Below are 20,617 nucleotides of genomic sequence, written 5' to 3' on the forward strand. Positions count from 1 at the left end.
GGGCGCGCCTTCCGCGCCTGTCGATCGAACCGCGGCGGCGCGCGCTACAGGCCGTGGCGATCCAGGTAGTCCGCGACCAGCCGGGCATCGCAATCCATCACCTGCACGCGCTGCGGGCGCTGCTGCAGGTCGCGCAAGGCCTCGGGCACCGGTGGCGCCTCGCCAATGGCTTCCTGGATGGTTTCGGCGAACTTGGCCGGCAAGGCGGTCTCCAGAACCAGCATCGGCACGCCGTCCTCGAGATGTTCGCGAGCGACCTTGACGCCATCGGCGGTGTGGGGATCCACCAGCACCCCAGTCTCGCGATACAGGCCGCGAATGGTGTCCAGGCGGTCGGCATGCGTGCTGACGCCGGCCACGAAGCCATAGCGCTCGGTGAAGGTCGAGCGGAGTGCGGACAGGTCGAACTGCCCGTCGCGCGCCAGTGCCGCCCACAGGGCGCTCACGCGCGCGGGATCCTGGTCCACCAGGTCGAATACGAAGCGCTCGAAGTTGGAGGCGCGCGAAATGTCCATCGACGGGCTGGACGTGGCGTGCGTCTGGCTGGCCGGCCGTGGACGATACACGCCCGTGCGGAAAAATTCCTCGAGCACGTTGTTCTCGTTGGTCGCCAGCACCAGGCGCCGGATGGGTACGCCCATTCGGCGGGCGATATGCCCGGCCAGAATGTTGCCGAAGTTGCCCGACGGCACCGCGAAGGACACGGGCTGCCCCGGCCGCTCGGTGGCGCGCAGCCAGCCCCAGACGTAATACACGATCTGTGCCGCGATGCGCGCCCAATTGATCGAGTTGACCGCCCCCAGGCGGCGGGCGCTCTTGAAGTCCAGGTCGCCGGCCAGGGTCTTGACGATGTCCTGGCACTCATCGAACACGCCGCGCACAGCGATGTTATGGATGTTCTCGTCCTGCAGGGAATACATCTGCGCGCGCTGGAACGCGCTCATGCGGCCATGGGGCGAGAGCATGAACACCGCCACGCCACGCTTGCCGCGCAAGGCGTACTCGGCGGCCGAACCGGTATCGCCCGAGGTCGCCCCGAGAATATTGAGCACCTGGTTCCGGCGCGCGAGAACATGCTCGAAGGCCTGCCCCAGGAACTGCATGGCCATGTCCTTGAACGCCAGCGTCGGCCCCTCGGACAGACCCAGCAGCGCCAAGCCGGGCTGCAGGGGCTTGATCGGCGCGATCATCGGAAATACCTCGGGTGCATAGGCCGCCCGCGTCATGGCCTGCAGGTCCTCACGCGTGATGTCGTCGATGAACAGACCCAGCACGCAGGCCGCGAGGCCGGCATAGTCAAGCTCGCGCCAGGCCTCGAGGGTGTCCGCATCCAGGCGCGGCAGCGACTCGGGCAGGGTCAGGCCACCGTCGGGCGCCAGGCCCTCGAGGAGGATGTCGCAAAACGGCAGAGGGGCCATGCCGCCCCGGGTCGAACGGTATTTCAATTGATGTTCTCCACGCGCAGGCGCGTGACGCCGGAATGGACGAAGGGCATCCCGCGGATCACGTCCAACGCCTCGTCGACGTCGCCCTCGCGCGCCTCATGGGTCAGGAAAATAATGTCGGCCTGATGCTCGCCGTGCGGCTGCTGGAACATGGAGCCGACCGAGATTCCGGCCTGGGAGAGCACCCGCGCCAGATCCGCGAGAACACCGGGCCGGTCGTCGACGCGCAACCTCAGGTAGAAGCTGGTGCGCACCTCGGCCATCGGCAGGACGGGAATATCCGCCATGGCATCGGGCTGAAAAGCCAGGTGCGGGACCCGGTGCTCGGGATCGGCCATCTGCAGGCGCGTGACGTCAACCAGATCGGCCACGACCGCCGAGGCCGTCGGCAGGGCACCCGCGCCCTGCCCATAATAGAGCGATGGTCCCACCGCGTCGCCGCGCACCAGCACCGCGTTCATGGCACCCTCGACATTGGCCAGCAGGCAATGATCGGGCACCAGCGCCGGGTGCACACGCAGCTCGATGCCGTCGGGCCGGCGGCGCGTGATGCCCAGCAGCTTGATACGGTAGCCCAGGCGCTGCGCATGCACGATGTCCTCGGAGGCCAGCCGGGAAATGCCCTCGACATAGGCCTTGTCGAACTGCACCGGAATGCCGAAGGCGAGCGAGGCCAGCAAGGTGAGTTTGTGCGCCGCGTCCACCCCCTCGATATCGAAGGTGGGATCGGCCTCGGCATAGCCCAGGCGCTGAGCCTCGGCAAGGACCTGATCGAAAGGCAGGCCGCGGGCGCGCATCTCGGACAGGATGAAATTGGTGGTGCCGTTGATGATTCCCGCCACCCACTGGATCCGGTTGGCGGTCAGGCCCTCGCGGATCGCCTTGATGATGGGGATCCCTCCAGCGACGGCGGCCTCGAAGGCGACCATGACGCCGCGCGCCTGCGCCGCGGCGAAGATCTCGTCGCCGTGAACGGCCAGCAGCGCCTTGTTGGCGGTGACCACGTGCTTGCCGTGGGCAATGGCCTCGAGAATGCACTGGCGCGCCAGCGTGTCGCCGCCGATCAGCTCGACGATGATGTCGATGTCCGGGTCGCGGGCCAGCGCCAGGCCGTCGGTGGTCACGTGCACGTCGGGGCCGACCAGGGCGCGCGCCTTGGCGACGTCGCGCACCGCCACCGCCACCACCTCGAGGCTGCGGCCCGCGCGGCGGGCAATCTCGGAGCCATTTTGCATGAGGACGGTCCAGACCCCGCCGCCCACGACTCCCAGACCCAGCAATCCGATGCGTATCGGCTTCATTTCAACAACCCATCCTTACGAAACATGTCCTTGATCCCCCGCACCGCCTGGCGCGTCCGTTGTTCGTTCTCGATCAGTGCAAAGCGCACGTACTCGTCGCCATAGTCGCCAAAGCCGATGCCCGGCGAGACGGCGACCTTGGCGTCCGCAAGCAAGTGCTTGGAAAATTCCAGCGAGCCCCGCGATCGATAGGGCTCGGGAATGCGTGCCCAGATGTACATCGAGGCCTTGGGGACGTCGACGTCCCAGCCCGCCTCCTGCAGGCCGCGGGCCAGCACGTCGCGACGGTTGCGGTATTGCTCGACCACTTGGGCGACGCATTCCTGGGGGCCCTCGAGCGCGGCGATGGCGGCCACCTGGATGGGTGTGAACGTGCCGTAGTCGTGATAGCTCTTGATCCGCGCCAGAGCATGGACGAGCTCGCGGTTGCCCACCATGAAGCCGATGCGCCAACCCGCCATGTTGTAGCTTTTGCTCATGGTGAAGAATTCGACAGCCACCTCGCGCGCGCCCGGCACCTGCATGATGGACGGCGCGACATAGCCATCGAAAGTGATGTCCGCATAGGCCAGGTCGTGCACCACCAGGATACCGTGCTCGCGCGCCAGGGCCACGATGCGCTCGAAAAACGACAGTTCCACGCACTGCGCCGTGGGATTGCTGGGAAAACCCAGAATCATCATCTTGGGCTTGGGAATGGCCTCACGCACGGCGCGCTCGATTTCCTCAAAGAAATCCAGGCCCGGAGTCATGGGCACCGAGCGGATGTTGGCGCCGGCGATGACCGCCCCATAGATATGGATGGGATAGCTAGGATTGGGCACCAGCACCGTGTCGCCCCGGTCCAGCGTGGCCAGCATCAGGTGCGCCAGGCCCTCTTTGGAGCCGATGGTGACGATGGCCTCGGAATCCGGGTCGATGTCGACCTGGTAGCGACGCTGGTACCAGCCCGAGATCGCGCGGCGCAGGCGCGGAATCCCCTTGGAGACCGAATAGCCGTGCGTGTCGGGGCGGTTGGCCACCTCGACCAGCTTGTCCACGATGTGCCGGGGCGTAGGGCCGTCCGGATTCCCCATGGACATGTCGATAATGTCCTCGCCTCGCCGGCGCGCGGCCATCTTGAGCTCGCCCGTGATGTTGAACACATAGGGAGGCAGACGCTCGATGCGCGGAAAGGTGGTCATGATGGTCCTCGAAGGGGGTGTGGCCCGGGAAAAACGCCGTTTGCAAGCGTGGCTGCGGTGCAGCAAATCCAATAATCTAGCGCAAGCGATGGAGACTCGCAAATAGCGGGCGCCGGAACGGCCGGACGCCGGAGCATCCGTCACAGGAATCGCGGGAGGATTGCGCTATGATCACAGGAGTAACGGAGCCGTCTGTGCAACTGCAAAAAGATTCCAACCCCGCGCTCAACACCGTCACCGCTTATGGCGACGATTACCTGGAAATCAACCGGGTGCGCTTCCGGACCGCTGTCAGCTTCACCCCCGAAGGCCCCATCCGCAGCCTCGAGCTCGTATCGCCGGCGGATATCGACGCCGCGCTGCTGCGCGGCCTGGTCGGCTTGCAGGACACCCACCGCGATCCGCTCGCCTTCCTCGACGACGCGCCCCCCACCCTCCCGCCGGGCGCACCCGAGGTGGTGCTGATCGGCACCGGCTCCCGGCACACCTTCCTGCCGCCCGCGGTGACCAGCGCCCTGCTGGCCCTGGGCATCGGCATCGAAACCATGACCACCCAGGCGGCCGCGCGCACCTACAACATCCTCATGTCCGAGGAGCGTCGCGTGCTCGCCCTGCTGCTTCCCGGAGACCCCGAACCATGACACAGATCGCCACCGGCCGGCCCCTGCCCGCCTTCACCGCCTCGTCCACCGCCGGGGACATCGACAGCCGCACGCTGCACGGCCGCCCCTTCGTCCTGTATTTCTATCCCAAGGACAACACCCCGGGCTGCACCACTGAATCCCAGGACTTCCGCGACCTGTACGCACAGTTCCAGGCGGCGGGCTGCGCGGTCCTCGGCGTGTCGCGCGATTCGCTGAAATCCCACGAGGGATTCATCGAAAAGCAATCCCTGCCCTTCCCCTTGATCAGCGATCCGGACGAGGCCCTATGCACGCTGTTCGACGTCATGAAACTCAAAAACATGTACGGCAAACAGGTGCGCGGCATCGACCGTAGCACCTTCCTCATCGACAAGGACGGGGTGCTGGTGCGCGAATGGCGCGGCGTCCGGGTGCCGGACCATGCGCTCGAAGTCCTCCAGACCGTCCAGACTCTCGCGGCCTGACCGCAAGCCAGGAGCCTCGCCTCTATGCCCCTACCCAAGCAGCCTACCCGCATGGGTTCCGTCGTGCAGGTCGACCCCACCCCCATCGAGGCAATCTCCAAACCGGCAGCCCCGGCAGCCCGCGCCCCAGAGCCCGCGGCCAAGGCCCCGGCCCGTCGCACGGCGGCCATCCTGACCAAGGTCCGACAGCCGCCGGAGGCACCCGCGGCCGACGCCAAGCCTCGCGAGGCACCCGCCGCTGCCCCCGCCAAGGCCCCCCTGGCGCCGCCGCGCCCCAAAAAGAGCGTCGCCGCGGCACGGCGCCTGCCGGTCGCGCAGCGCAAGCTGTTCGTGCTCGATACCAACGTGCTGCTGCACGACCCCACCTCGCTGTTCCGCTTTGCCGAGCACGACGTCTTTCTGCCGATGATCGTCCTCGAAGAGCTCGACCACCAAAAGAAAGGCATGTCCGAGGTGGCGCGCAACGCGCGCCAGGTCAGCCGCTACCTAGATGACTTGATCGGCACCGAAAACCTCGCCAAAGGGGTGCCCCTGGACACCCTCGGCAACCAAGAGGCGCTGGGCACCCTGTATTTTCAGACCTCTGCCAAGGACACCCGGCTGCCGATCGAGCTGCCCATGGGCAAGGCCGACAACGTGATCCTCGGCATCGTCCATAGCCTGCAGCAGGAAAATCCCAAACGCGAGGTCGTGCTGGTGTCCAAGGACATCAACATGCGCCTCAAGGCGCGTGCCCTGAGCCTGCCCGCGGAGGACTACCTGAACGACCACGTCCTCGACGACTCGGACCTGCTCTACGATGGCGTCATGCCGCTGCCCGAGAACTTCTGGGTGCGGCATGGCAAGAACATCGAATCCTGGCAGCAGGGCGGCATCACCTACTATCGGGTGCGGGGGCCGCTGTGCACCGAATTCATTGTCAACGAGTTCGTCTACTACGAAGGCGAGATGCCTTTGTACGCCCAGGTCAAGGAGGTCACCGGCAAGAGCGCCGTGCTGGCCACGCTGCGCGATTACAGCCATGCCAAGAACAGCGTCTGGGGGGTGACCGCGCGCAACCGAGAGCAGAATTTCGCCCTCAACCTGCTGATGAACCCGGAAATCGACTTTGTCTCGCTGCTGGGCCAGGCGGGCACCGGCAAGACCCTGCTGGCCTTGGCCAGCGGCCTGGCTCAGACCCTCGAGACCAAGCGCTACAACGAGATCATCATCACCCGCGCCACCGTGCCCGTGGGCGACGACATCGGCTTTCTGCCCGGCACCGAAGAGGAAAAAATGCTCCCCTGGATGGGCGCGCTCGAGGACAACCTCGAGGTCCTGCATCAAGGCGCCGGCAACCTGGGCGCGACCAGCAACGGCGGCCCGGACTGGTCCAAGTCGCCGGCCATGGACCTGATCCGGGCGCGCATCAAGGTCAAGTCCCTCAACTTCATGCGCGGGCGCACGTTCCTGAATAAGCTCCTGATCATCGACGAGGCCCAGAACCTCACGCCCAAGCAGATGAAGACCCTGGCCACGCGCGCCGGCCCCGGCACCAAGATCGTCTGCCTGGGCAACATCGCACAGATCGACACGCCCTATCTGACCGAGGGCAGCTCGGGGCTGACCTATGTGGTCGACCGCTTCAAGGGCTGGCCGCACGCGGGGCACATCACCCTGCAGCGGGGCGAGCGCTCGCGCCTGGCCGACTACGCCAGCGACGCTCTCTAGGGCCGGCTGGCGCCATGGACACGCCCCCGCGCCACGGCCGCCCCCTGGCCTTCACCATGGGCGACGCCGCCGGCATTGGCCCCGAACTGATCCTCAAATTGTTCGCCGAGGGCCTGCCGCACCCGGCGGTGGTGTACGGCGACGCGGGCGTGCTGCGCGCCACCTGCGAGCGGCTCGGGCTGCGGGACCGGCTGCGGATCGAGGCCCTGGATGCTCCCGGGCCAGGCGCCGCGCACGGCACGGTGGGGGTGCTCAACCGCTGGGCAGCCCTGCCGCCCGGCTTGATGCCGGGCCACCTGGACGCGCGCGCCGGGCGCGGCGCCTACGAGTACCTTTGCCACGCCATCGACGACGCCAAGGCCGGGTGCGTGCGGGCACTGGTGACCGCGCCACTCAACAAGCTCGCCATGCTGGCGGCGGGCCTGGATTTTCCCGGCCATACGGAAATCCTCGCCGAACGCACCGGTACGGCCGACTACGCCATGATGCTCGCCAATCCCGAGTTGCGCGTCATCCTGGCAACCATCCACATCCCGCTCTCGGCCGTGCCCGGCAGCCTGGACGCCGAATCCCAGCGGCGCATCATCGGCCTCGCCCACCGCGCCTGCCGCGGCGAGGGCATCGCCCGGCCGCGCATCGCGGTGGCCGGGCTGAATCCGCATGCCGGCGAAGGCGGCAAGTTCGGCGACGAGGAGGCCCGCCACATCCTGCCCGCCATCCAGCGGGCGCAGGCCGACGGGCTGGATGTGAGCGGCCCATGGCCGGGGGACACGGTCTTCATGCGCGCCCGTCGGGGCGAGTTCGACATCGTCGTGGCGCAATACCACGACCAGGGCCTGATTCCCGTGAAATACATGGGCCTCGAGGAAGGCGTCAACGTCACAGTCGGCCTGCCCTTCGCGCGCACCAGCGTGGACCACGGCACGGCCTTCGACATCGCCGGCCAAGGGATCGCCGACCCGGCTTCGCTGCGCGCTGCGGTGCGGATGGCCCTGCGCATGAGCAGCACCGAGGTCGAATAGGCAAGCCGGCCAGGCCGGCGCGAGTGCCCTGGCTAGAAACCGGGCGCGGTCGAGAAATTCAGGAAACGGGTGCTCGCCCCCTGAAAGGTCAGCCGCACGGTGCCGATCGGGCCGTTGCGCTGCTTGCCGACGATGATCTCAGCCGTCCCCTTGTCGGGGGAATCGGGGTTGTAGACCTCATCGCGGTAGATGAAGATGATCAAGTCCGCATCCTGCTCGATGGCGCCGGATTCGCGCAGATCGCTCATCACCGGGCGCTTGTTGGGGCGCTGTTCCAGGCTGCGGTTGAGCTGCGACAAGGCGACCACCGGGCAGTTCAGCTCCTTGGCGAGGCTCTTGAGCGAGCGGCTGATCTCGGAGATCTCGGTGGCCCGGTTCTCGCCCGAGCCGCTGGCCGACATCAGTTGCAGGTAATCGATGATGATCATGCCCAATTGCCCGCATTGGCGCGCCAAGCGGCGCGCACGGGCGCGGACCTCCATCGAGGTCAGCGCGGGGGTCTCGTCGATATAGATCTGCGCCTCCTGGACGCGCTGCACGGCGTGCGTCAGGCGCGGCCAGTCCTCCTGACTCAGCTTGCCGGTACGCATGCGGTGCTGGTCGAGCATGCCCACCGATCCCACCATGCGCATGGCGAGCTGCACCGCGCCCATCTCCATCGAGAACACCGCCACCGGCAGGCCTTGCTCGATCGCCACGTGCTCGCCGATATTCATGGCCAAGGAGGTCTTGCCCATTGATGGGCGCCCGGCCACGATCACCAGGTCGCCGGGCTGCAGGCCGGAGGTCATCCGGTCGAGATCGGTAAACCCCGTGGGCACGCCGGTGACATCGGAGTCGCCCTCGCGATGATAGAGTTCGTCGATGCGGCTGACGACCTGCGACAGCAGCGGCTGGATTTCCTGGAAACCGGCGGTGCCGCGCGCACCCTCCTGGGCGATCTGGAACACCCGCGACTCGGCCTCGTCGAGAATCTGACGCGCCTCCTTGCCCTGTGGGTTGAACGCGGTCGATGAGATCTCGTCGGCGACCGAAACGAGTTTGCGCAACATGGCGCGCTCGCGCACGATCTCGGCATAGCGCCGGATGTTGGCGGCCGATGGGGTGTTGTGCGCCAACGCATTCAGGTAGGCCAGGCCGCCGCATTCCTCGGCCTTGCCGGCGATGGCCAGGGATTCGTGCACGGTCACCACGTCGGCCGGGCGCACCAAGCCCACCAGCCGCGTGATGTGCTGCCAGATCAGACGGTGGTCGAAGCGGTAGAAATCATCGTCGACCAGAACGTCCGCGATCCGGTCGAAAGCCGAATTATCCAGCAGCAGGCCGCCCAGCACCGATTGCTCGGCCTCGACAGAGTGCGGGGGTACGCGCAAGTAATCCAGTTGCGCATCCGTATCGATATCCACGCCCAATCCTCGCTGTGCCGCCTCGAGCCATCAAAGGGAAAATCAAAAAGCCGGCGAGGCGCCGGCTTTTCCTGGCGCCATGCCCATCCCCCCGCAAAGGGGAATGTAAGCATAGCACCCCATGGGATTCCCCCGCAGGGCGTTCAGGCCATCTCGCCTTGCACCACGACGGTGATGTCGGCCACCACGTCGGCGTGCAGCACGACTTGCAGCGGGAACTCGCCCACCGCCTTGATGGCACCGTCGGGCATGCGGATCTGGCCCTTGTGCACGCCCGCGAAGCCGGCCGCCAGCAAGGCGGAGGCGACGTCCATGGTCGTGACCGAGCCGAACAGGCGGCCATCCACGCCGGCCTTTTGGCTGATCACCAGGTTGTGGCCGACGAGGCGCTCGCCGACGGCCTGGGCCGCGGCGAGTTTCTCGGCCTGGTGCTTTTCCAGCTCGGCGCGGCGCGCCTCGAATTCCTTGAGGGCGGCCTCGGTCGCACGGCGCGCGATGCGCTGCGGAATCAGGTAGTTGCGCGCATAGCCGTCGCGCACACGCACCACATCCCCGAGATTGCCGAGATTGGCGACTTTTTCAAGCAGAATGACTTGCATGACGGATGACCTCGGATCAGTTGTGGTTGTCGGTGTACGGCAACAAGGCCAGGAAACGGGCGCGCTTGATGGCGGTATCCAGTTGGCGCTGGTAGTGCGCCTTGGTGCCGGTCAGGCGGGCGGGAATGATCTTGCCGTTTTCCTGGATGAAATCGCGCAGCGTGTCCAGGTCCTTGTAGTCGATCTCATCGACGTTGGCAGCGGTGAAGCGGCAGAACTTGCGGCGCTTGAACAGCGGGTTCTGCTGGGTGAATTTGCGTTTTTCCTTGGACTTTTTGAAGTAAGCCATGATGTATGCCTTTAACGTGTGTCGGGCCTGTGCCCGAAGTATTCATTCATGAACGGCGGGACGCCTGGCGGATATGCAGGACCAAGCGGGAGGAGCCTTTGCGCGACGGTGCGAGAAACCCTTCGACGTCCATGCCGCAACCCAACGGTGTGTCGGACAGCAGCAAGGCCATTTCGCCCAGAGCCACCGCTGGAATTTCCAGTTCGACCCGGCGCGGATGGCCGGCCTCGGAGAGCTCGGACTCATGGGCCAGCTGCATGTGCAGCACCGGAACGCCCGCCGGAGTATGCCGCAGCGCATCGATCGCCAACACGCGCGCGCCCAGTTCCAGACGGTTCAAGCCCGTACCCGCCCCAGTTTCCGGATCAGGATTGCGTCGCCGCCGCGGGCGCCTCGGCCGAGGCCGATGCCTTGCGGGCCTCCTCGCGCTCGACCGACTTCATCATGAGCGAGGGGGTGGTGTGCGCGGCCTTGGTCTTGATGAACAGGTAGCGCAGGATCGCGTCGTTGTACCGGAACGAATGCTCGAGCTCGTCCAGGGCAGCCTGGCCGCACTCGATGTTGAAGCAGACGTAGTGCGCCTTGACGAGCTTCTGGATCGGGTAGGCCAACTGGCGGCGACCCCAGTCCTCGAGACGATGGATCTTGCCGTCATGGGCGGTGACCATGGCCTGGTAACGCTCGATCATGGCGGGCACCTGCTCACTTTGATCGGGATGCACAATGAACACTACTTCGTAGTGACGCATGGATAGACTCCTTGTGGATATCTGCAGTATTGACAGACAGCCCGTCGACACGGAAAAATCCCGGGCGATCGAGCAAGAAAACCGCTTATTCTAGCAATAAGCCAAAAGGATCACAAGTCGCTGGTGACCAAGGCGTAGGCAGAATGGTTGTGGATGGACTCGAAATTCTCGGCCTCGATCCGGTAGCCCTCGACGCCGGGCAGCGCGCGCAGCATGACCGCCACGTCGCGCACCAGGTCCTCGACGAATTTCGGATTGTCGTAGGCTCGCTCGGTGACGTATTTCTCATCCACGCGCTTGAGCAGCCCCCAGAGCTCGCACGAGGCCTGACCCTCGATGCCCCGGATCAGGTCCTCGAGCCCGGCGTGCGCGGGCGCGGCATAGTCGACGCGCACACGTACATGCGAGCGCTGGTTGTGCGCCCCGTATTCCGAGATCGATTTCGAGCAGGGGCACAGGCTGGTGACCGGAACCTGGACAGCCATCGAAAACCGCACAGCCTCCCCCCGACGCGCTGTCGCTATCCAGCGCACCTGATAATCCATGAGGCTGCGCACGCCGGACACCGGCGCGGCTTTGTCCATGAAATAGGGAAACGAGGCCGTCATATCGCCCTGCGGCGCATCGAGCAGCTCGAGCATCTCGCCGGCCATGCGGCAAAAGGCCTCCGGAGTCGCCGGCGTCGCGCGATGCTGCTCGAGCAAGGCCATGAAACGCGACATGTGCGTACCCTTGTCCGTCGATGGCAGGGCCACGGTCAGTTCCCAGTCGGCAATCGTGGCCTGGGGCTCGCCGGCCCCGCCCAGCAGCGTGAGCGGATGGCGCACACCGCGCACACCGACCCGCTGGATCGGAATCTGGCGGGTGTCCTGACTGCTTTGCACATCCGGCATGGAAGCCGGCGGCTCGGTCACGATGGTCATTGCAATTCCTTTGAAAAACGCCGGCGCACCGACGCCTCGATCCCCTTGCCGTCCAGGCCGAGCTCGGCCAGGATAGCCTTCTGGTCCCCGTGATCGATGAACAGGTCCGGCAAGCCAAGCTGCAGGAGCGGTCGCTCGATCGCGGCCTGGTTGAAATACTCCTGGACGGCGCTGCCGGCCCCCCCCATGATGGCGGCCTCCTCGACGGTGACGAAGGCCGCGTGGTCCTGAGCCAGGCGCCCGAGCAGATCCTCGTCCAAAGGCTTGACGAAACGCATGTCCACCAACGTCGCACCCAGGGCTTCGGCCGCCAACCCGGCCTCGTGCAGCAGCGTGCCGAACACCAGCAGCGCGATCCGCCCGCCCTCGCGGCGCACCACGCCGCGGCCGATCGGCACCGGCTCGAGGCCCGTGCCCGGATCGGCGCCACTGCCGGCGCCGCGCGGATAACGCACCGAGGCCGGTCCCCGATACAGGAAACAGGTGTTCAGCAGCAGGCGCGCCTCGTGTTCGTCCGATGGCGTCGCCACCACCATATTGGGCACACAGCGCAAAAAGGCAATGTCGTAGTTGCCGGCGTGGGTCGCCCCGTCGGCGCCCACGATGCCGGCGCGGTCCAGGGCCAGCGTCACATCGAGATCCTGCAATGCGACATCGTGGATCAACTGGTCGTAGCCGCGCTGCAAGAAAGTCGAATAGATGGCCACCACAGGCTTGCAGCCTTCGCAGGCGAGGCCGGCCGCAAATGTGAGCGCATGCTGCTCGGCGATCCCGACATCGAAATAGCGGCTCGGATAACGGCGCTCGAACTCGACCAGGCCGCTGCCTTCGCGCATCGCGGGCGTAATGCCGATCAGCCGCGGGTCGGCGGCCGCCATATCGCACAGCCAGCGTCCGAATACCTGGGTGAATGTTGTGCGCGCCGGCGCGGAGGGCGCCTGGATGCCGACACTGGGGTCGAACCGGCCGGGGCCGTGATACAGCACGGGATCCGCCTCGGCGAGCTTGTACCCCTGCCCCTTGCGGGTCACGACGTGCAGGAACTGCAGGCCGCCCAGCGAACGCAGATTCTCGAGAGTGGGCACGAGCACGTCCAGGTCGTGCCCGTCGATCGGTCCCATGTAATTGAAGCCGAGCTCTTCGAAGAGCGTGGCCGGCGACAGCATGCCCTTGGCATGGCCCTCGAGCTTGCGCGCAAGCTCGAGCACCGGCGGCACGTGTTGCAGCACGGCGCGGCCCATAGTCTTGGCACGCGCGTAAAACTGCCCCGACAGCAAGCGGGCAAAGTAATAGTTCAGGGCGCCGACCGGCGGCGAAATCGACATGTCGTTGTCGTTCAGCACGACCAGCAGGTTCACATCGGGTGTCACCCCGGCGTTGTTCAGGGCCTCGAAGGCCATGCCGGCGCTCATGGCGCCGTCGCCGATTACCGCGATGTGCTGGCGCCGCACGCCGGCGTTGCGCGAGGCTACCGCCATGCCCAGCGCGGCCGAGATCGATGTCGAGGAATGCGCCGTGCCGAAGGCGTCGTAGGAGGATTCACTGCGCTTGGGGAAACCGGAAATGCCGCCGCGCTGACGCAGGCCCGCCATCTGTTCGCGCCGGCCAGTCAGGATTTTGTGCGGATAGGACTGGTGCCCGACGTCCCAGATCAGGCGGTCCTCGGGAGTATCGAACACGTGATGCAGCGCCAGCGTGAGCTCGACCGTCCCGAGATTCGAGGACAGGTGGCCGCCGGTGCGCGACACGGACTCGAGCACGAAGGCGCGCAGCTCGGAGGCCAGTGCCTTCAATTCGCGCCGGTCCAGTCTGCGCACATCGGCCGGCGAGGCGATCTGCTCCAGCAAGCTTGTGGTCATACCTTCAGACATCATCGTATCCATGGGGAGTCGGCTCAAGGCCCGTCTATATCTAGTGCGAACGGCCGACGATGAAGTCGGCCAGCTCGCGCAGCCGGCAGGCGGAGGGCCCCAGGGGGCGCAAGGCCTCGTGGGCCTGTTCGCGCAGGGCATCGAGCAAGGCGCGCGAGCCCTCGAGGCCCATCACGGACACATAGGTGGGCTTTGCGCTGGCGGCGTCCTTGCCGGCGGTCTTGCCCAGCGTGGCCGTATCGCCGGTCACGTCCAGGATGTCGTCGACCACCTGAAAGGCCAGGCCAATGGCGCCCGCATAGGCCTCCAGGCCCTCGCGCACCGTCGACCCGGCACCCGCCACAATCCCACCCAGCAGCACGCTCGCCTCGAGCATGGCGCCGGTTTTCATGCGGTGCATGCGCTGCAATTCCTCGATCGGCAGACTGTGGCCGACGCTCTCGCAATCGATCGCCTGGCCGCCGGCCATGCCGAAGCTGCCCGCCGAACGGGCAAGCAATTGTACTGCCTGCACGGTGAGTGCCGGCGCGATGGGCATCTGGGCCAGCAAATCGAAGGCCAGGGGCTGCAAGGCATCGCCCGCCAGCATGGCCAGCGCCTCGTCGAACTGGCGGTGGACCGTGGGACGGCCCCGCCGCAGATCATCATCGTCCATGCAAGGCAGGTCGTCGTGCACCAGGGAATAGGCATGGATGAGCTCGACCGCCGCCGCCGCATAATCCAGAGCCAGTTCCTGCGCCGTCGCGGCCGAGCCAGCCTGCAGGCTGGCCTCGCCCGCCGCGTGGACCAGCGCCGCCCGGACTCGCTTTCCAGGCCCCAGAACGGCATAGCGCATGGCCTCGTGCAGCCGCGCAGGCCCCTCGTCGACAGCAGGCAGGAGCTCATCGAGCACGGACTCGGTGTGCTCGACGGATGCCTGCAGCCATTGATCGAAGGCGATCTGGACCGCGCTCATGGATCCTCCGGGGAATCGGCCTCGTCCAGCGGGCGCAGCAACTGACCTTGCAATACGCTGACCTGGCGCTCGGCCGCCTCGAGGCGCTGCTGGCACACGCGTGCCAGTGCGACGCCGCGCTCGTAGGCAGCGATGGATTCATCCAGGCTCATGTGGCCATCGCCCATCCGCCCGGCGAGGGCTTCGAGCTCGGCCAGGGCGTCTTCGAAATCGGTGGGCAGCGCCCGGGCGGGCGGCGGCGCGGCATCCGGCTTGGTGTGCTTGTCGACCATGTGCTTCGTCAAAAGGGTTCCATCCCGGATTGTACGGGAACCCTGGTTGCGGATAAAACGGGCCCCTCCGCCACCCAGGGCGCATGGGGTACAATTTTGGTCCCATTTTCGGAAAACCTCCGGTCACTCCGATTTTTTCTTCGCAGCGGCATGGCCCCGGCGGCGGTCATGTGCCCGTTTTCATTTTTGCGGGGGGAGTCATGACCAATTCATTCGGTCAACCCACGGTCGACGCCGTGACCCAGCTATCCGTGCATCATTACTTCGACGAAGCGGTCCTTGCGCGCGAACGCGCAAGGATATTCGCGCACAGCGCCTGCTACGTCGGCCACCAGAAAATGGTCCCCGAACCCGGGGATTGGCGCACCCTCGTCCACGAGGGCGGCGGGCGGGTGCTATTGCGCGACGCGCAGGGCGTGCGCCTGCTCTCGAACGTCTGCCGCCATCGCCAGGCCCTGATGCTGGGCGCCCAGCGCGGCGAGGACGCGGCCTGCTCCAGCGGCACGCTGTGCGCCACCGGTGGCAATATCGTGTGTCCCATCCACCGCTGGACCTACGACCCCCAGGGCCGGCTGCTGGGCGCACCGCTGTTCCCGGAAAAACCCGAGCTGCACCTCCAGGAGTACCCGCTGCGCGACTGCCACGGACTGCTCTTCGAAGGGCCGCGCGATCCCCTGGCCGACCTCGGTGGTTTGTTCGGCGCTCCCGAGTTCGATTTCTCGGACTACGTCCTGGACCACGTCGAGGTGCATCGCTGCCACTACAACTGGAAGACCTTCATCGAGGTCTACCTCGAGGACTACCACGTCGGGCCATTCCACCCGGGCCTGGGGCGCTTCGTCACCTGCGACGACCTGAGCTGGGAATTCGGCGATTTCCACAGCATGCAGCGGGTGGGCATCCACCAGGCGCTGGGCCAGCCCGGCACCGACGTCTACCGCCAATGGCACGAGCGCCTGCTGCAATACCGTTCGGGCGCCGCACCCGGCTTCGGTGCGATCTGGGTGACGTATTTCCCGACCCACATGATCGAGATCTACCCGCACGTCCTCGTCCTCTCGACCCTGCATCCGGCCGGCCCCCAGGAGACCGTGAACGTCATCGAGTTCTACTACCCCGAGGACATCGTTGCCTTCGAGCGTGAATTCATCGAAGCACAACGGGCGGCCTACATGGAAACCGCCATCGAGGATGACGAAATCGGCGAACGAATGGACGCGGGGCGCCTCGCGCTGATGCGCCGCGGCGCCGACGAGGCGGGCCCCTACCAGAGCCCCCTCGAGGACGGCATGGAGCATTTCCACGCCTGGTACCGCCGCATGATGGACGCGTGAATCCGGATCACGCGTCCCGGGCCACGGGATGCGCCGGATCGCTGCACCATTCGCTCCAGGAGCCCGGATATAGGGCCGAGCCCCTCAGGCCGGCCAACTCCATGGCGAGCAGATTGTGGCAGGCCGTGATGCCCGAGCCACACTGATGGACCACGCCATGGTCCAGGCGGTCGCCCAGCAGGGCTTCGAATTCGGCGCGCAGGCGCGCTGCGGACTTGAAGCGCCCGTCGAAGTCCAGGTTGTCCTGGAACGGCCGGTTGAGCGCGCCCGGAATATGCCCGCCTACCGGGTCGATGGTCTCGGCCTCGCCGCTGTAGCGGTCGGGGGCCCGGGCATCCAGGACGGTGAAGCGCGGCTCGTCCAGGTTGGCCAGCACCGCGCGCGCATCCACTTGGGGCATCGAGGGCTTGCCCGCGAGCGCGGTGCCCTGGATGGCCTGGGCCTCGCTCAGGGCGGGATCGCGCCAGCCGGCCTGCGACTCGCCCCCAGCGGCCAGCCACGCCGCCCAGCCCCCGTCGAGCACCGCCACCGCCTCGTGTCCCAGCCAGCGCAGCATCCACCACAGGCGGGCGGCAAACATGCCGTTGCCGCCGTCATAGACCGCCACATCGGTACGCGCGGTCAGGCCCTGCGAGCGCATCAGGGCGGCGAACTCGCCGCGCTCAGGCAGCGGATGGCGGCCGTTACGGCCCGTGCGTGGCGCGCTGAGCTGGGTTTCAGGGTCCAGGTGAAGCGCGCCCGGGATGTGCCCGGCCTCGTAGGCCCGCCGGCCCGCCTGGTGATCGGCCAGGTCGTGGCGCACATCGAATACCAGGCAGCCGGGCCTGGCCAGCCGCTCGCGCAGCTCGTCGGCTTGGATCAATAAGGTATTCATGGCTATCGCACCTCCTGGGTGTTCGTTGATGGGGACGGATCGACACCGCGCAAGACCCGCCCTTCGGTGTACGTGCGCCAGATCGACAACAGGCCCGATCCGATGATCAAGGCCATGCCGGCCCAGGCGAGGATCGCGGGATGATCGCCCCAGAATACGACCCCGATCAGGGCGGCAAAGATGATGGTGGTGTACTGCAGCGCCGCCGTCAACAGCGTCGAGCCCAGGCCGAAGGCCCGGGTCATCGCCAATTGCCCGATCAAGCCGGCGCCACCCAGCACCGTCAGCGCGCCGATCGTCTGCGCGTCCAGCACGCGCCAGCCAAGGATACTCTGTCCGGTCAGTCCGCTCGCAAGCACACCAACGGAAAACAGCAGCACCGTGCGCCACTCGGCCTCGCCCAGCCGCCCGAGCTCGCGGATCTGCATCATGGCCACCGCCGCGAGCGCGCCCGCGCCCAGCCCCATCAAGGCGGCGAACCACTGGTCGCGCTCGACACTGGGGCGCAACACGCCCAGGACCCCCAGAAAACCGGCCAGCACCGCCAGGATGCGCACCGGATCGCGCTGCGATCCGCCCCAGATCAGCATCCAGCCGGCGATGAACAGGGGCGCCGTGTAGTTCAGGCTGACGGCGGTGGGCAAGGGCAAGCGCGCCAGCGCAAAAAAGCCCAGCCACATGGAGGCGATGCCGCTGACGTTGCGCCAGACGTGCAGCCGCCAGTTGCGCGGCCGCAACGTGCGCCGGGTGGCCCGCGCCCAGACCAGCAGCAGCAGTACCGAAGGGATTCCGCGAAACAGGACGATTTCAGGCAGGCTCGCCCCCAGGTCCGCAGCCACCTTCACAAACGCGCCCATGATCGCGAACATGGCGCACGCCAACAACATCCACAATGACTGCATGCTCGTCGTACGTCGCGGAGAACACAAACCAGGAAGTCGATACTATACACTTTGGCTATCGCGTCATTGTCCTCCCGCGGGGTTTCACTTCATGAAAAGAATCGTCCTGTTCCTGGCGACCAACCTGGCCGTCATGCTGGTGCTCAGCATCACCATGAATATCCTGGGCGTCGGCCGCTATCTCACCGCCAACGGCATCGACCCGGTCCAGTTGCTGATCTTTTCCGGCATGATCGGGTTCGTCGGCGCGTTCATCTCGCTGCTGACCAGCAAGTGGATGGCGAAAATGAGCACCGGCGCCCAGGTCATCGACCCGCGTGCGCCGCGCAACACCCGCGAGGCCTGGCTGGTGGACACGGTGCACCAGCTCGCCGATCGGGCCGGAATCGGCCGCCCCGAGGTGGCCATCTACGAGGGCGCACCCAACGCCTTTGCCACCGGCGCCTTTCGCAACGATTCGCTGGTGGCGGTCTCGACCGGCTTGCTGTCGTCCATGAGCGAGGAGGAGGTCGCCGCGGTGCTGGGCCATGAGATCGCCCACATCGCCAACGGCGACATGGTGACCCTGACCCTGATCCAGGGCGTGGTCAATACCTTCGTGATCTTCCTCTCGCGCATCGTCGGCTACTTCGTCGACCGCGCGATCCTCAAGAATGATCGCGGCGTGGGCATGGGCTATTACCTCACCGTCATCGCCTGCGAGATCTTCTTCGGCATCCTGGCCTCGATCATCGTCGCCTGGTTCTCGCGGCGGCGTGAATTCCGCGCGGACGCTGGCTCCGCCCGCCTGCTGGGCGCGCGCGAGCCGATGATCCAGGCGCTTGCCCGGCTGGGCGGCCTGCAGGCGGGCGAGCTGCCCAAGTCCTTCCAGGCCTCGGGCATCGCGGGGGGCGCGATCGGCGCCCTGCTTGCCTCGCACCCCCCCATTGAAGCCCGCATCGAAGCCCTGCGCCAACTGCGTAATCAGTAACCCCGCCGGCCGCCCGCGGCCCGCCACTTGACGAATCCAATGAGGGAACTCCAGGTCATCCTCGGTTTCGGCGGCTATGTCGCCCTGCTGCTCTGGGGCGTGCACATGGTGCAGACCGGCGTGCAGCGCGCCTATGGCAAGGCGCTGGGAATCTGGCTCGCCCGCGCTATGGGCCATCCGCCGCGCGCCTTCCTGACCGGGTTGGCCATCACGGCGGCCATCCAGAGCAGCACCGCCACCGGCCTGATGGTCACGAACCTGGCCTCGACGGGGCTGGTGAACCTGGTGCCGGGCCTGGCCGCCATGCTCGGCGCCAATGTCGGCACGACCCTGATCGTCCAGGTGCTGTCCTTCAATCCGACCTTCCTGGCCCCCGGATTGATCCTCGTCGGCGTCTGGATGTTCCGCCGCCACGCGCCGGGCCGCGCCCACGACCTGGGTCGCACGCTGGTGGGCCTGGGGCTGCTGCTGCTTGCCCTCGACCAGTTGGTGACAATGTTCGAACCCCTGCAGAACGCGCCGCTGCTGGCGGTCGCCCTGCAGGCGCTGGAACAGACGCCGGTGATCGCGCTGGCCGCCGCCGCCGCCCTGGCCTGGGCCTCGCACTCGAGCGTGGCCGTCGTGATCCTGATCATGTCGCTGGCACACCACGGGCTGGTGCAGCCGGCGCTCGCCTACGCGCTGGTCCTGGGCGCAAATCTCGGAACAGCCGTCAACCCGGTCCTCGAGGGTGTCAGCGACAACAACCCGGCCTCGCGCCGCCTGCCCCTGGGCAACCTCGGCACCCGCCTGGTCGGTTGCCTGCTGGGCGCCGCGGCGCTGCCCTGGGCCCCGGACCTCATGGGCCTGCTCGGCGACGATCCCGCCCACGCCGTGGCCAATTTCCATGTCCTGTTCAACGTGTTGGCCGCCGCCTGTTTCATGCCCTTGCTGCGTCCCTATGCGCGCCTGCTCACGCACCTGCTGCCGCAGCGCAGCGATCCCAATGATCCCGCGCGGCCGATCTATCTGGAGGTTTCGGCCCGCGAGGTTCCGGCGGTGGCGCTGGGTCAGGCCGCGCGCGAAGCCCTGCGCCTGACCGATCTGTTCCAGGAGTCCCTGCAATCCACGCGCGAGGCCCTGCTGAGCGAGAATGTACAGGCCGGTAGCCACGCCCGATACCTGAACAACGCCATCGACCAACTCGACCAGTCGATCACCGGCTATCTGGCCAAACTCGACCAGGAAACCCTCAGCCAGGACGACCAGCAATACCTGAAGACCATCCTGACCTTTTCCATGAACATCTCCCACGCCGCCAGCCTGTCGGGCATGGGGCTGCTGGGCCACGCGGCGCAATTGCGCCGTAAGCACTGGCTCCTCGACCCGGCTCAGCGAACGGAACTGGATGCCACCCTGGAGCGCATACGGCGCAACCTGCAGCAGGCGGCCGCCCTGTTCGTCTCGGGCGACCGCGAAACCGCGCGGCGCCTCGCTTACGAAAAGGATTATTTCCGCACACTCGAGGCCGAGGCAACACAGCGCCACATCGAGCGCATCCAGGTGGGTCGCCTGGAGGCCGCCGACGTCGGTGCCTTTTACCTCGACATCCTGCGCGATGCCGGCGGCGTGAACGCCTACCTGATCAACGCCTCGGCCTACCCCGTCCTCGAGCGCCACGGCGAGTTGCGCCCCAACCGCCTGCGCGATCCCGCGCCCTGAGG

At 66.6% G+C, this 20,617-nt stretch carries 21 protein-coding genes; 7 read left to right on the top strand and 14 right to left on the bottom strand.

Going from position 1 to position 20,617, the window contains the following annotated elements; genetic code table 11:
* Positions 1-44: 44 nt before the first annotated feature.
* The 3 genes from thrC to alaC are packed head-to-tail and all read right to left on the bottom strand — an operon-like array spanning position 45 to position 3,930.
* Positions 45-1,445, bottom strand: a complete 1,401-nt coding sequence (gene thrC, locus ABS761_RS05375; protein WP_350407093.1) for a threonine synthase — start codon at positions 1,443-1,445, stop codon at positions 45-47.
* On the bottom strand, positions 1,442-2,746 hold the full coding sequence (locus tag ABS761_RS05380; RefSeq protein WP_350407094.1) for a homoserine dehydrogenase: 1,305 nt from the start codon (positions 2,744-2,746) through the stop codon (positions 1,442-1,444). The genes thrC and ABS761_RS05380 overlap by 4 nt, the downstream gene beginning before the upstream one ends.
* On the bottom strand, positions 2,743-3,930 hold the full coding sequence (gene alaC / locus ABS761_RS05385; RefSeq protein WP_350407095.1) for an alanine transaminase: 1,188 nt from the start codon (positions 3,928-3,930) through the stop codon (positions 2,743-2,745). Before alaC ends, ABS761_RS05380 begins: the two co-directional genes overlap by 4 nt.
* A gap of 194 nt (positions 3,931-4,124) precedes the next feature.
* Here alaC and ABS761_RS05390 point away from each other — a divergent pair, with 194 nt between their 5' ends.
* The 4 genes from ABS761_RS05390 to pdxA are packed head-to-tail and all read left to right on the top strand — an operon-like array spanning position 4,125 to position 7,770.
* Complete coding sequence (locus ABS761_RS05390; protein WP_350407096.1) at positions 4,125-4,571, top strand: Mth938-like domain-containing protein; 447 nt, start codon at positions 4,125-4,127, stop codon at positions 4,569-4,571.
* Entirely contained in the window at positions 4,568-5,038 is a 471-nt protein-coding gene (locus ABS761_RS05395; protein ID WP_350407097.1) for a peroxiredoxin, read from the top strand. Before ABS761_RS05390 ends, ABS761_RS05395 begins: the two co-directional genes overlap by 4 nt.
* A 24-nt stretch (positions 5,039-5,062) precedes the next feature.
* A complete protein-coding gene (locus tag ABS761_RS05400; RefSeq protein WP_350407098.1) occupies positions 5,063-6,748 on the top strand; it encodes a PhoH family protein in 1,686 nt (561 codons plus the stop codon).
* Positions 6,749-6,762: 14 nt separating this feature from the next.
* Entirely contained in the window at positions 6,763-7,770 is a 1,008-nt protein-coding gene (gene pdxA / locus ABS761_RS05405) for a 4-hydroxythreonine-4-phosphate dehydrogenase PdxA (RefSeq protein WP_350407099.1), read from the top strand.
* Positions 7,771-7,802: 32 nt separating this feature from the next.
* Here pdxA and ABS761_RS05410 read toward each other — a convergent pair whose 3' ends face one another.
* From ABS761_RS05410 to ABS761_RS05450, 9 genes are all read right to left on the bottom strand, one after another.
* The gene (locus ABS761_RS05410; RefSeq protein WP_350407100.1) at positions 7,803-9,176 is read right to left on the bottom strand and encodes a replicative DNA helicase; all 1,374 of its coding nucleotides are present in this window, start codon (positions 9,174-9,176) and stop codon (positions 7,803-7,805) included.
* Between the two features lie 143 nt (positions 9,177-9,319).
* Complete coding sequence (gene rplI, locus ABS761_RS05415) at positions 9,320-9,775, bottom strand: 50S ribosomal protein L9 (protein WP_350407101.1); 456 nt, start codon at positions 9,773-9,775, stop codon at positions 9,320-9,322.
* A 16-nt stretch (positions 9,776-9,791) separates the two neighbouring features.
* Entirely contained in the window at positions 9,792-10,064 is a 273-nt protein-coding gene (rpsR, locus tag ABS761_RS05420) for a 30S ribosomal protein S18 (protein ID WP_013741556.1), read from the bottom strand.
* 46 nt (positions 10,065-10,110) lie between these two features.
* A complete protein-coding gene (gene priB / locus ABS761_RS05425; protein ID WP_350407102.1) occupies positions 10,111-10,404 on the bottom strand; it encodes a primosomal replication protein N in 294 nt (97 codons plus the stop codon).
* A gap of 25 nt (positions 10,405-10,429) precedes the next feature.
* Positions 10,430-10,813: a 30S ribosomal protein S6 gene (rpsF, locus tag ABS761_RS05430; RefSeq protein ID WP_350407103.1), complete on the bottom strand. Its 384-nt coding sequence runs from the start codon at positions 10,811-10,813 to the stop codon at positions 10,430-10,432.
* A 110-nt stretch (positions 10,814-10,923) separates the two neighbouring features.
* Complete coding sequence (gene folE2 / locus ABS761_RS05435) at positions 10,924-11,736, bottom strand: GTP cyclohydrolase FolE2 (protein WP_350407104.1); 813 nt, start codon at positions 11,734-11,736, stop codon at positions 10,924-10,926.
* A complete protein-coding gene (gene dxs, locus ABS761_RS05440) occupies positions 11,733-13,595 on the bottom strand; it encodes a 1-deoxy-D-xylulose-5-phosphate synthase (RefSeq protein ID WP_350407105.1) in 1,863 nt (620 codons plus the stop codon). The genes folE2 and dxs overlap by 4 nt, the downstream gene beginning before the upstream one ends.
* Positions 13,596-13,647: 52 nt before the next feature.
* Entirely contained in the window at positions 13,648-14,562 is a 915-nt protein-coding gene (locus ABS761_RS05445) for a polyprenyl synthetase family protein (protein WP_350407106.1), read from the bottom strand.
* Positions 14,559-14,834: an exodeoxyribonuclease VII small subunit gene (locus ABS761_RS05450; RefSeq protein ID WP_350407266.1), complete on the bottom strand. Its 276-nt coding sequence runs from the start codon at positions 14,832-14,834 to the stop codon at positions 14,559-14,561. Before ABS761_RS05450 ends, ABS761_RS05445 begins: the two co-directional genes overlap by 4 nt.
* 200 nt (positions 14,835-15,034) lie before the next feature.
* Between ABS761_RS05450 and ABS761_RS05455 the strand changes: the two genes are divergently transcribed.
* Positions 15,035-16,168 carry an aromatic ring-hydroxylating oxygenase subunit alpha gene (locus ABS761_RS05455; RefSeq protein ID WP_350407107.1) on the top strand — a complete coding sequence of 378 codons (1,134 nt, stop codon included), beginning with the start codon at positions 15,035-15,037 and terminating at the stop codon, positions 16,166-16,168.
* 7 nt (positions 16,169-16,175) lie between these two features.
* On the opposite strand, the gene ABS761_RS05460 is transcribed toward ABS761_RS05455, so the two are convergent.
* Positions 16,176-17,042 (bottom strand): sulfurtransferase, encoded by an 867-nt coding sequence (locus ABS761_RS05460; protein WP_350407108.1) that lies wholly within the window; start codon positions 17,040-17,042, stop codon positions 16,176-16,178.
* 2 nt (positions 17,043-17,044) lie between these two features.
* Positions 17,045-17,944: a DMT family transporter gene (locus tag ABS761_RS05465; RefSeq protein ID WP_350407109.1), complete on the bottom strand. Its 900-nt coding sequence runs from the start codon at positions 17,942-17,944 to the stop codon at positions 17,045-17,047.
* A 91-nt stretch (positions 17,945-18,035) separates the two neighbouring features.
* Here ABS761_RS05465 and htpX point away from each other — a divergent pair, with 91 nt between their 5' ends.
* On the top strand, positions 18,036-18,914 hold the full coding sequence (gene htpX, locus ABS761_RS05470) for a protease HtpX (protein WP_350407110.1): 879 nt from the start codon (positions 18,036-18,038) through the stop codon (positions 18,912-18,914).
* A gap of 39 nt (positions 18,915-18,953) precedes the next feature.
* On the top strand, positions 18,954-20,615 hold the full coding sequence (locus tag ABS761_RS05475) for a Na/Pi cotransporter family protein (RefSeq protein ID WP_350407111.1): 1,662 nt from the start codon (positions 18,954-18,956) through the stop codon (positions 20,613-20,615).
* Positions 20,616-20,617: the final 2 nt, after the last annotated feature.

This window comes from Castellaniella sp. GW247-6E4, assembly GCF_040276065.1.
Classification (GTDB): Bacteria; Pseudomonadota; Gammaproteobacteria; order Burkholderiales; family Burkholderiaceae_B; genus Castellaniella.

Coding starts and splice junctions, on each gene's coding strand:
- ABS761_RS05455 (WP_350407107.1), top strand. CDS start 15,035: ATGACCAATTCATTCGGTCAACCCACGGTCGACGCCGTGACCCAGCTA.
- rpsR (WP_013741556.1), bottom strand. CDS start 10,064: ATGGCTTACTTCAAAAAGTCCAAGGAAAAACGCAAATTCACCCAGCAG.
- ABS761_RS05465 (WP_350407109.1), bottom strand. CDS start 17,944: ATGCAGTCATTGTGGATGTTGTTGGCGTGCGCCATGTTCGCGATCATG.
- htpX (WP_350407110.1), top strand. CDS start 18,036: ATGAAAAGAATCGTCCTGTTCCTGGCGACCAACCTGGCCGTCATGCTG.
- folE2 (WP_350407104.1), bottom strand. CDS start 11,736: ATGACCATCGTGACCGAGCCGCCGGCTTCCATGCCGGATGTGCAAAGC.
- dxs (WP_350407105.1), bottom strand. CDS start 13,595: ATGACCACAAGCTTGCTGGAGCAGATCGCCTCGCCGGCCGATGTGCGC.
- ABS761_RS05445 (WP_350407106.1), bottom strand. CDS start 14,562: ATGAGCGCGGTCCAGATCGCCTTCGATCAATGGCTGCAGGCATCCGTC.
- pdxA (WP_350407099.1), top strand. CDS start 6,763: ATGGACACGCCCCCGCGCCACGGCCGCCCCCTGGCCTTCACCATGGGC.
- ABS761_RS05400 (WP_350407098.1), top strand. CDS start 5,063: ATGCCCCTACCCAAGCAGCCTACCCGCATGGGTTCCGTCGTGCAGGTC.
- ABS761_RS05460 (WP_350407108.1), bottom strand. CDS start 17,042: ATGAATACCTTATTGATCCAAGCCGACGAGCTGCGCGAGCGGCTGGCC.
- ABS761_RS05380 (WP_350407094.1), bottom strand. CDS start 2,746: ATGAAGCCGATACGCATCGGATTGCTGGGTCTGGGAGTCGTGGGCGGC.
- alaC (WP_350407095.1), bottom strand. CDS start 3,930: ATGACCACCTTTCCGCGCATCGAGCGTCTGCCTCCCTATGTGTTCAAC.
- ABS761_RS05475 (WP_350407111.1), top strand. CDS start 18,954: ATGAGGGAACTCCAGGTCATCCTCGGTTTCGGCGGCTATGTCGCCCTG.
- ABS761_RS05395 (WP_350407097.1), top strand. CDS start 4,568: ATGACACAGATCGCCACCGGCCGGCCCCTGCCCGCCTTCACCGCCTCG.
- rpsF (WP_350407103.1), bottom strand. CDS start 10,813: ATGCGTCACTACGAAGTAGTGTTCATTGTGCATCCCGATCAAAGTGAG.
- rplI (WP_350407101.1), bottom strand. CDS start 9,775: ATGCAAGTCATTCTGCTTGAAAAAGTCGCCAATCTCGGCAATCTCGGG.
- ABS761_RS05450 (WP_350407266.1), bottom strand. CDS start 14,834: ATGGTCGACAAGCACACCAAGCCGGATGCCGCGCCGCCGCCCGCCCGG.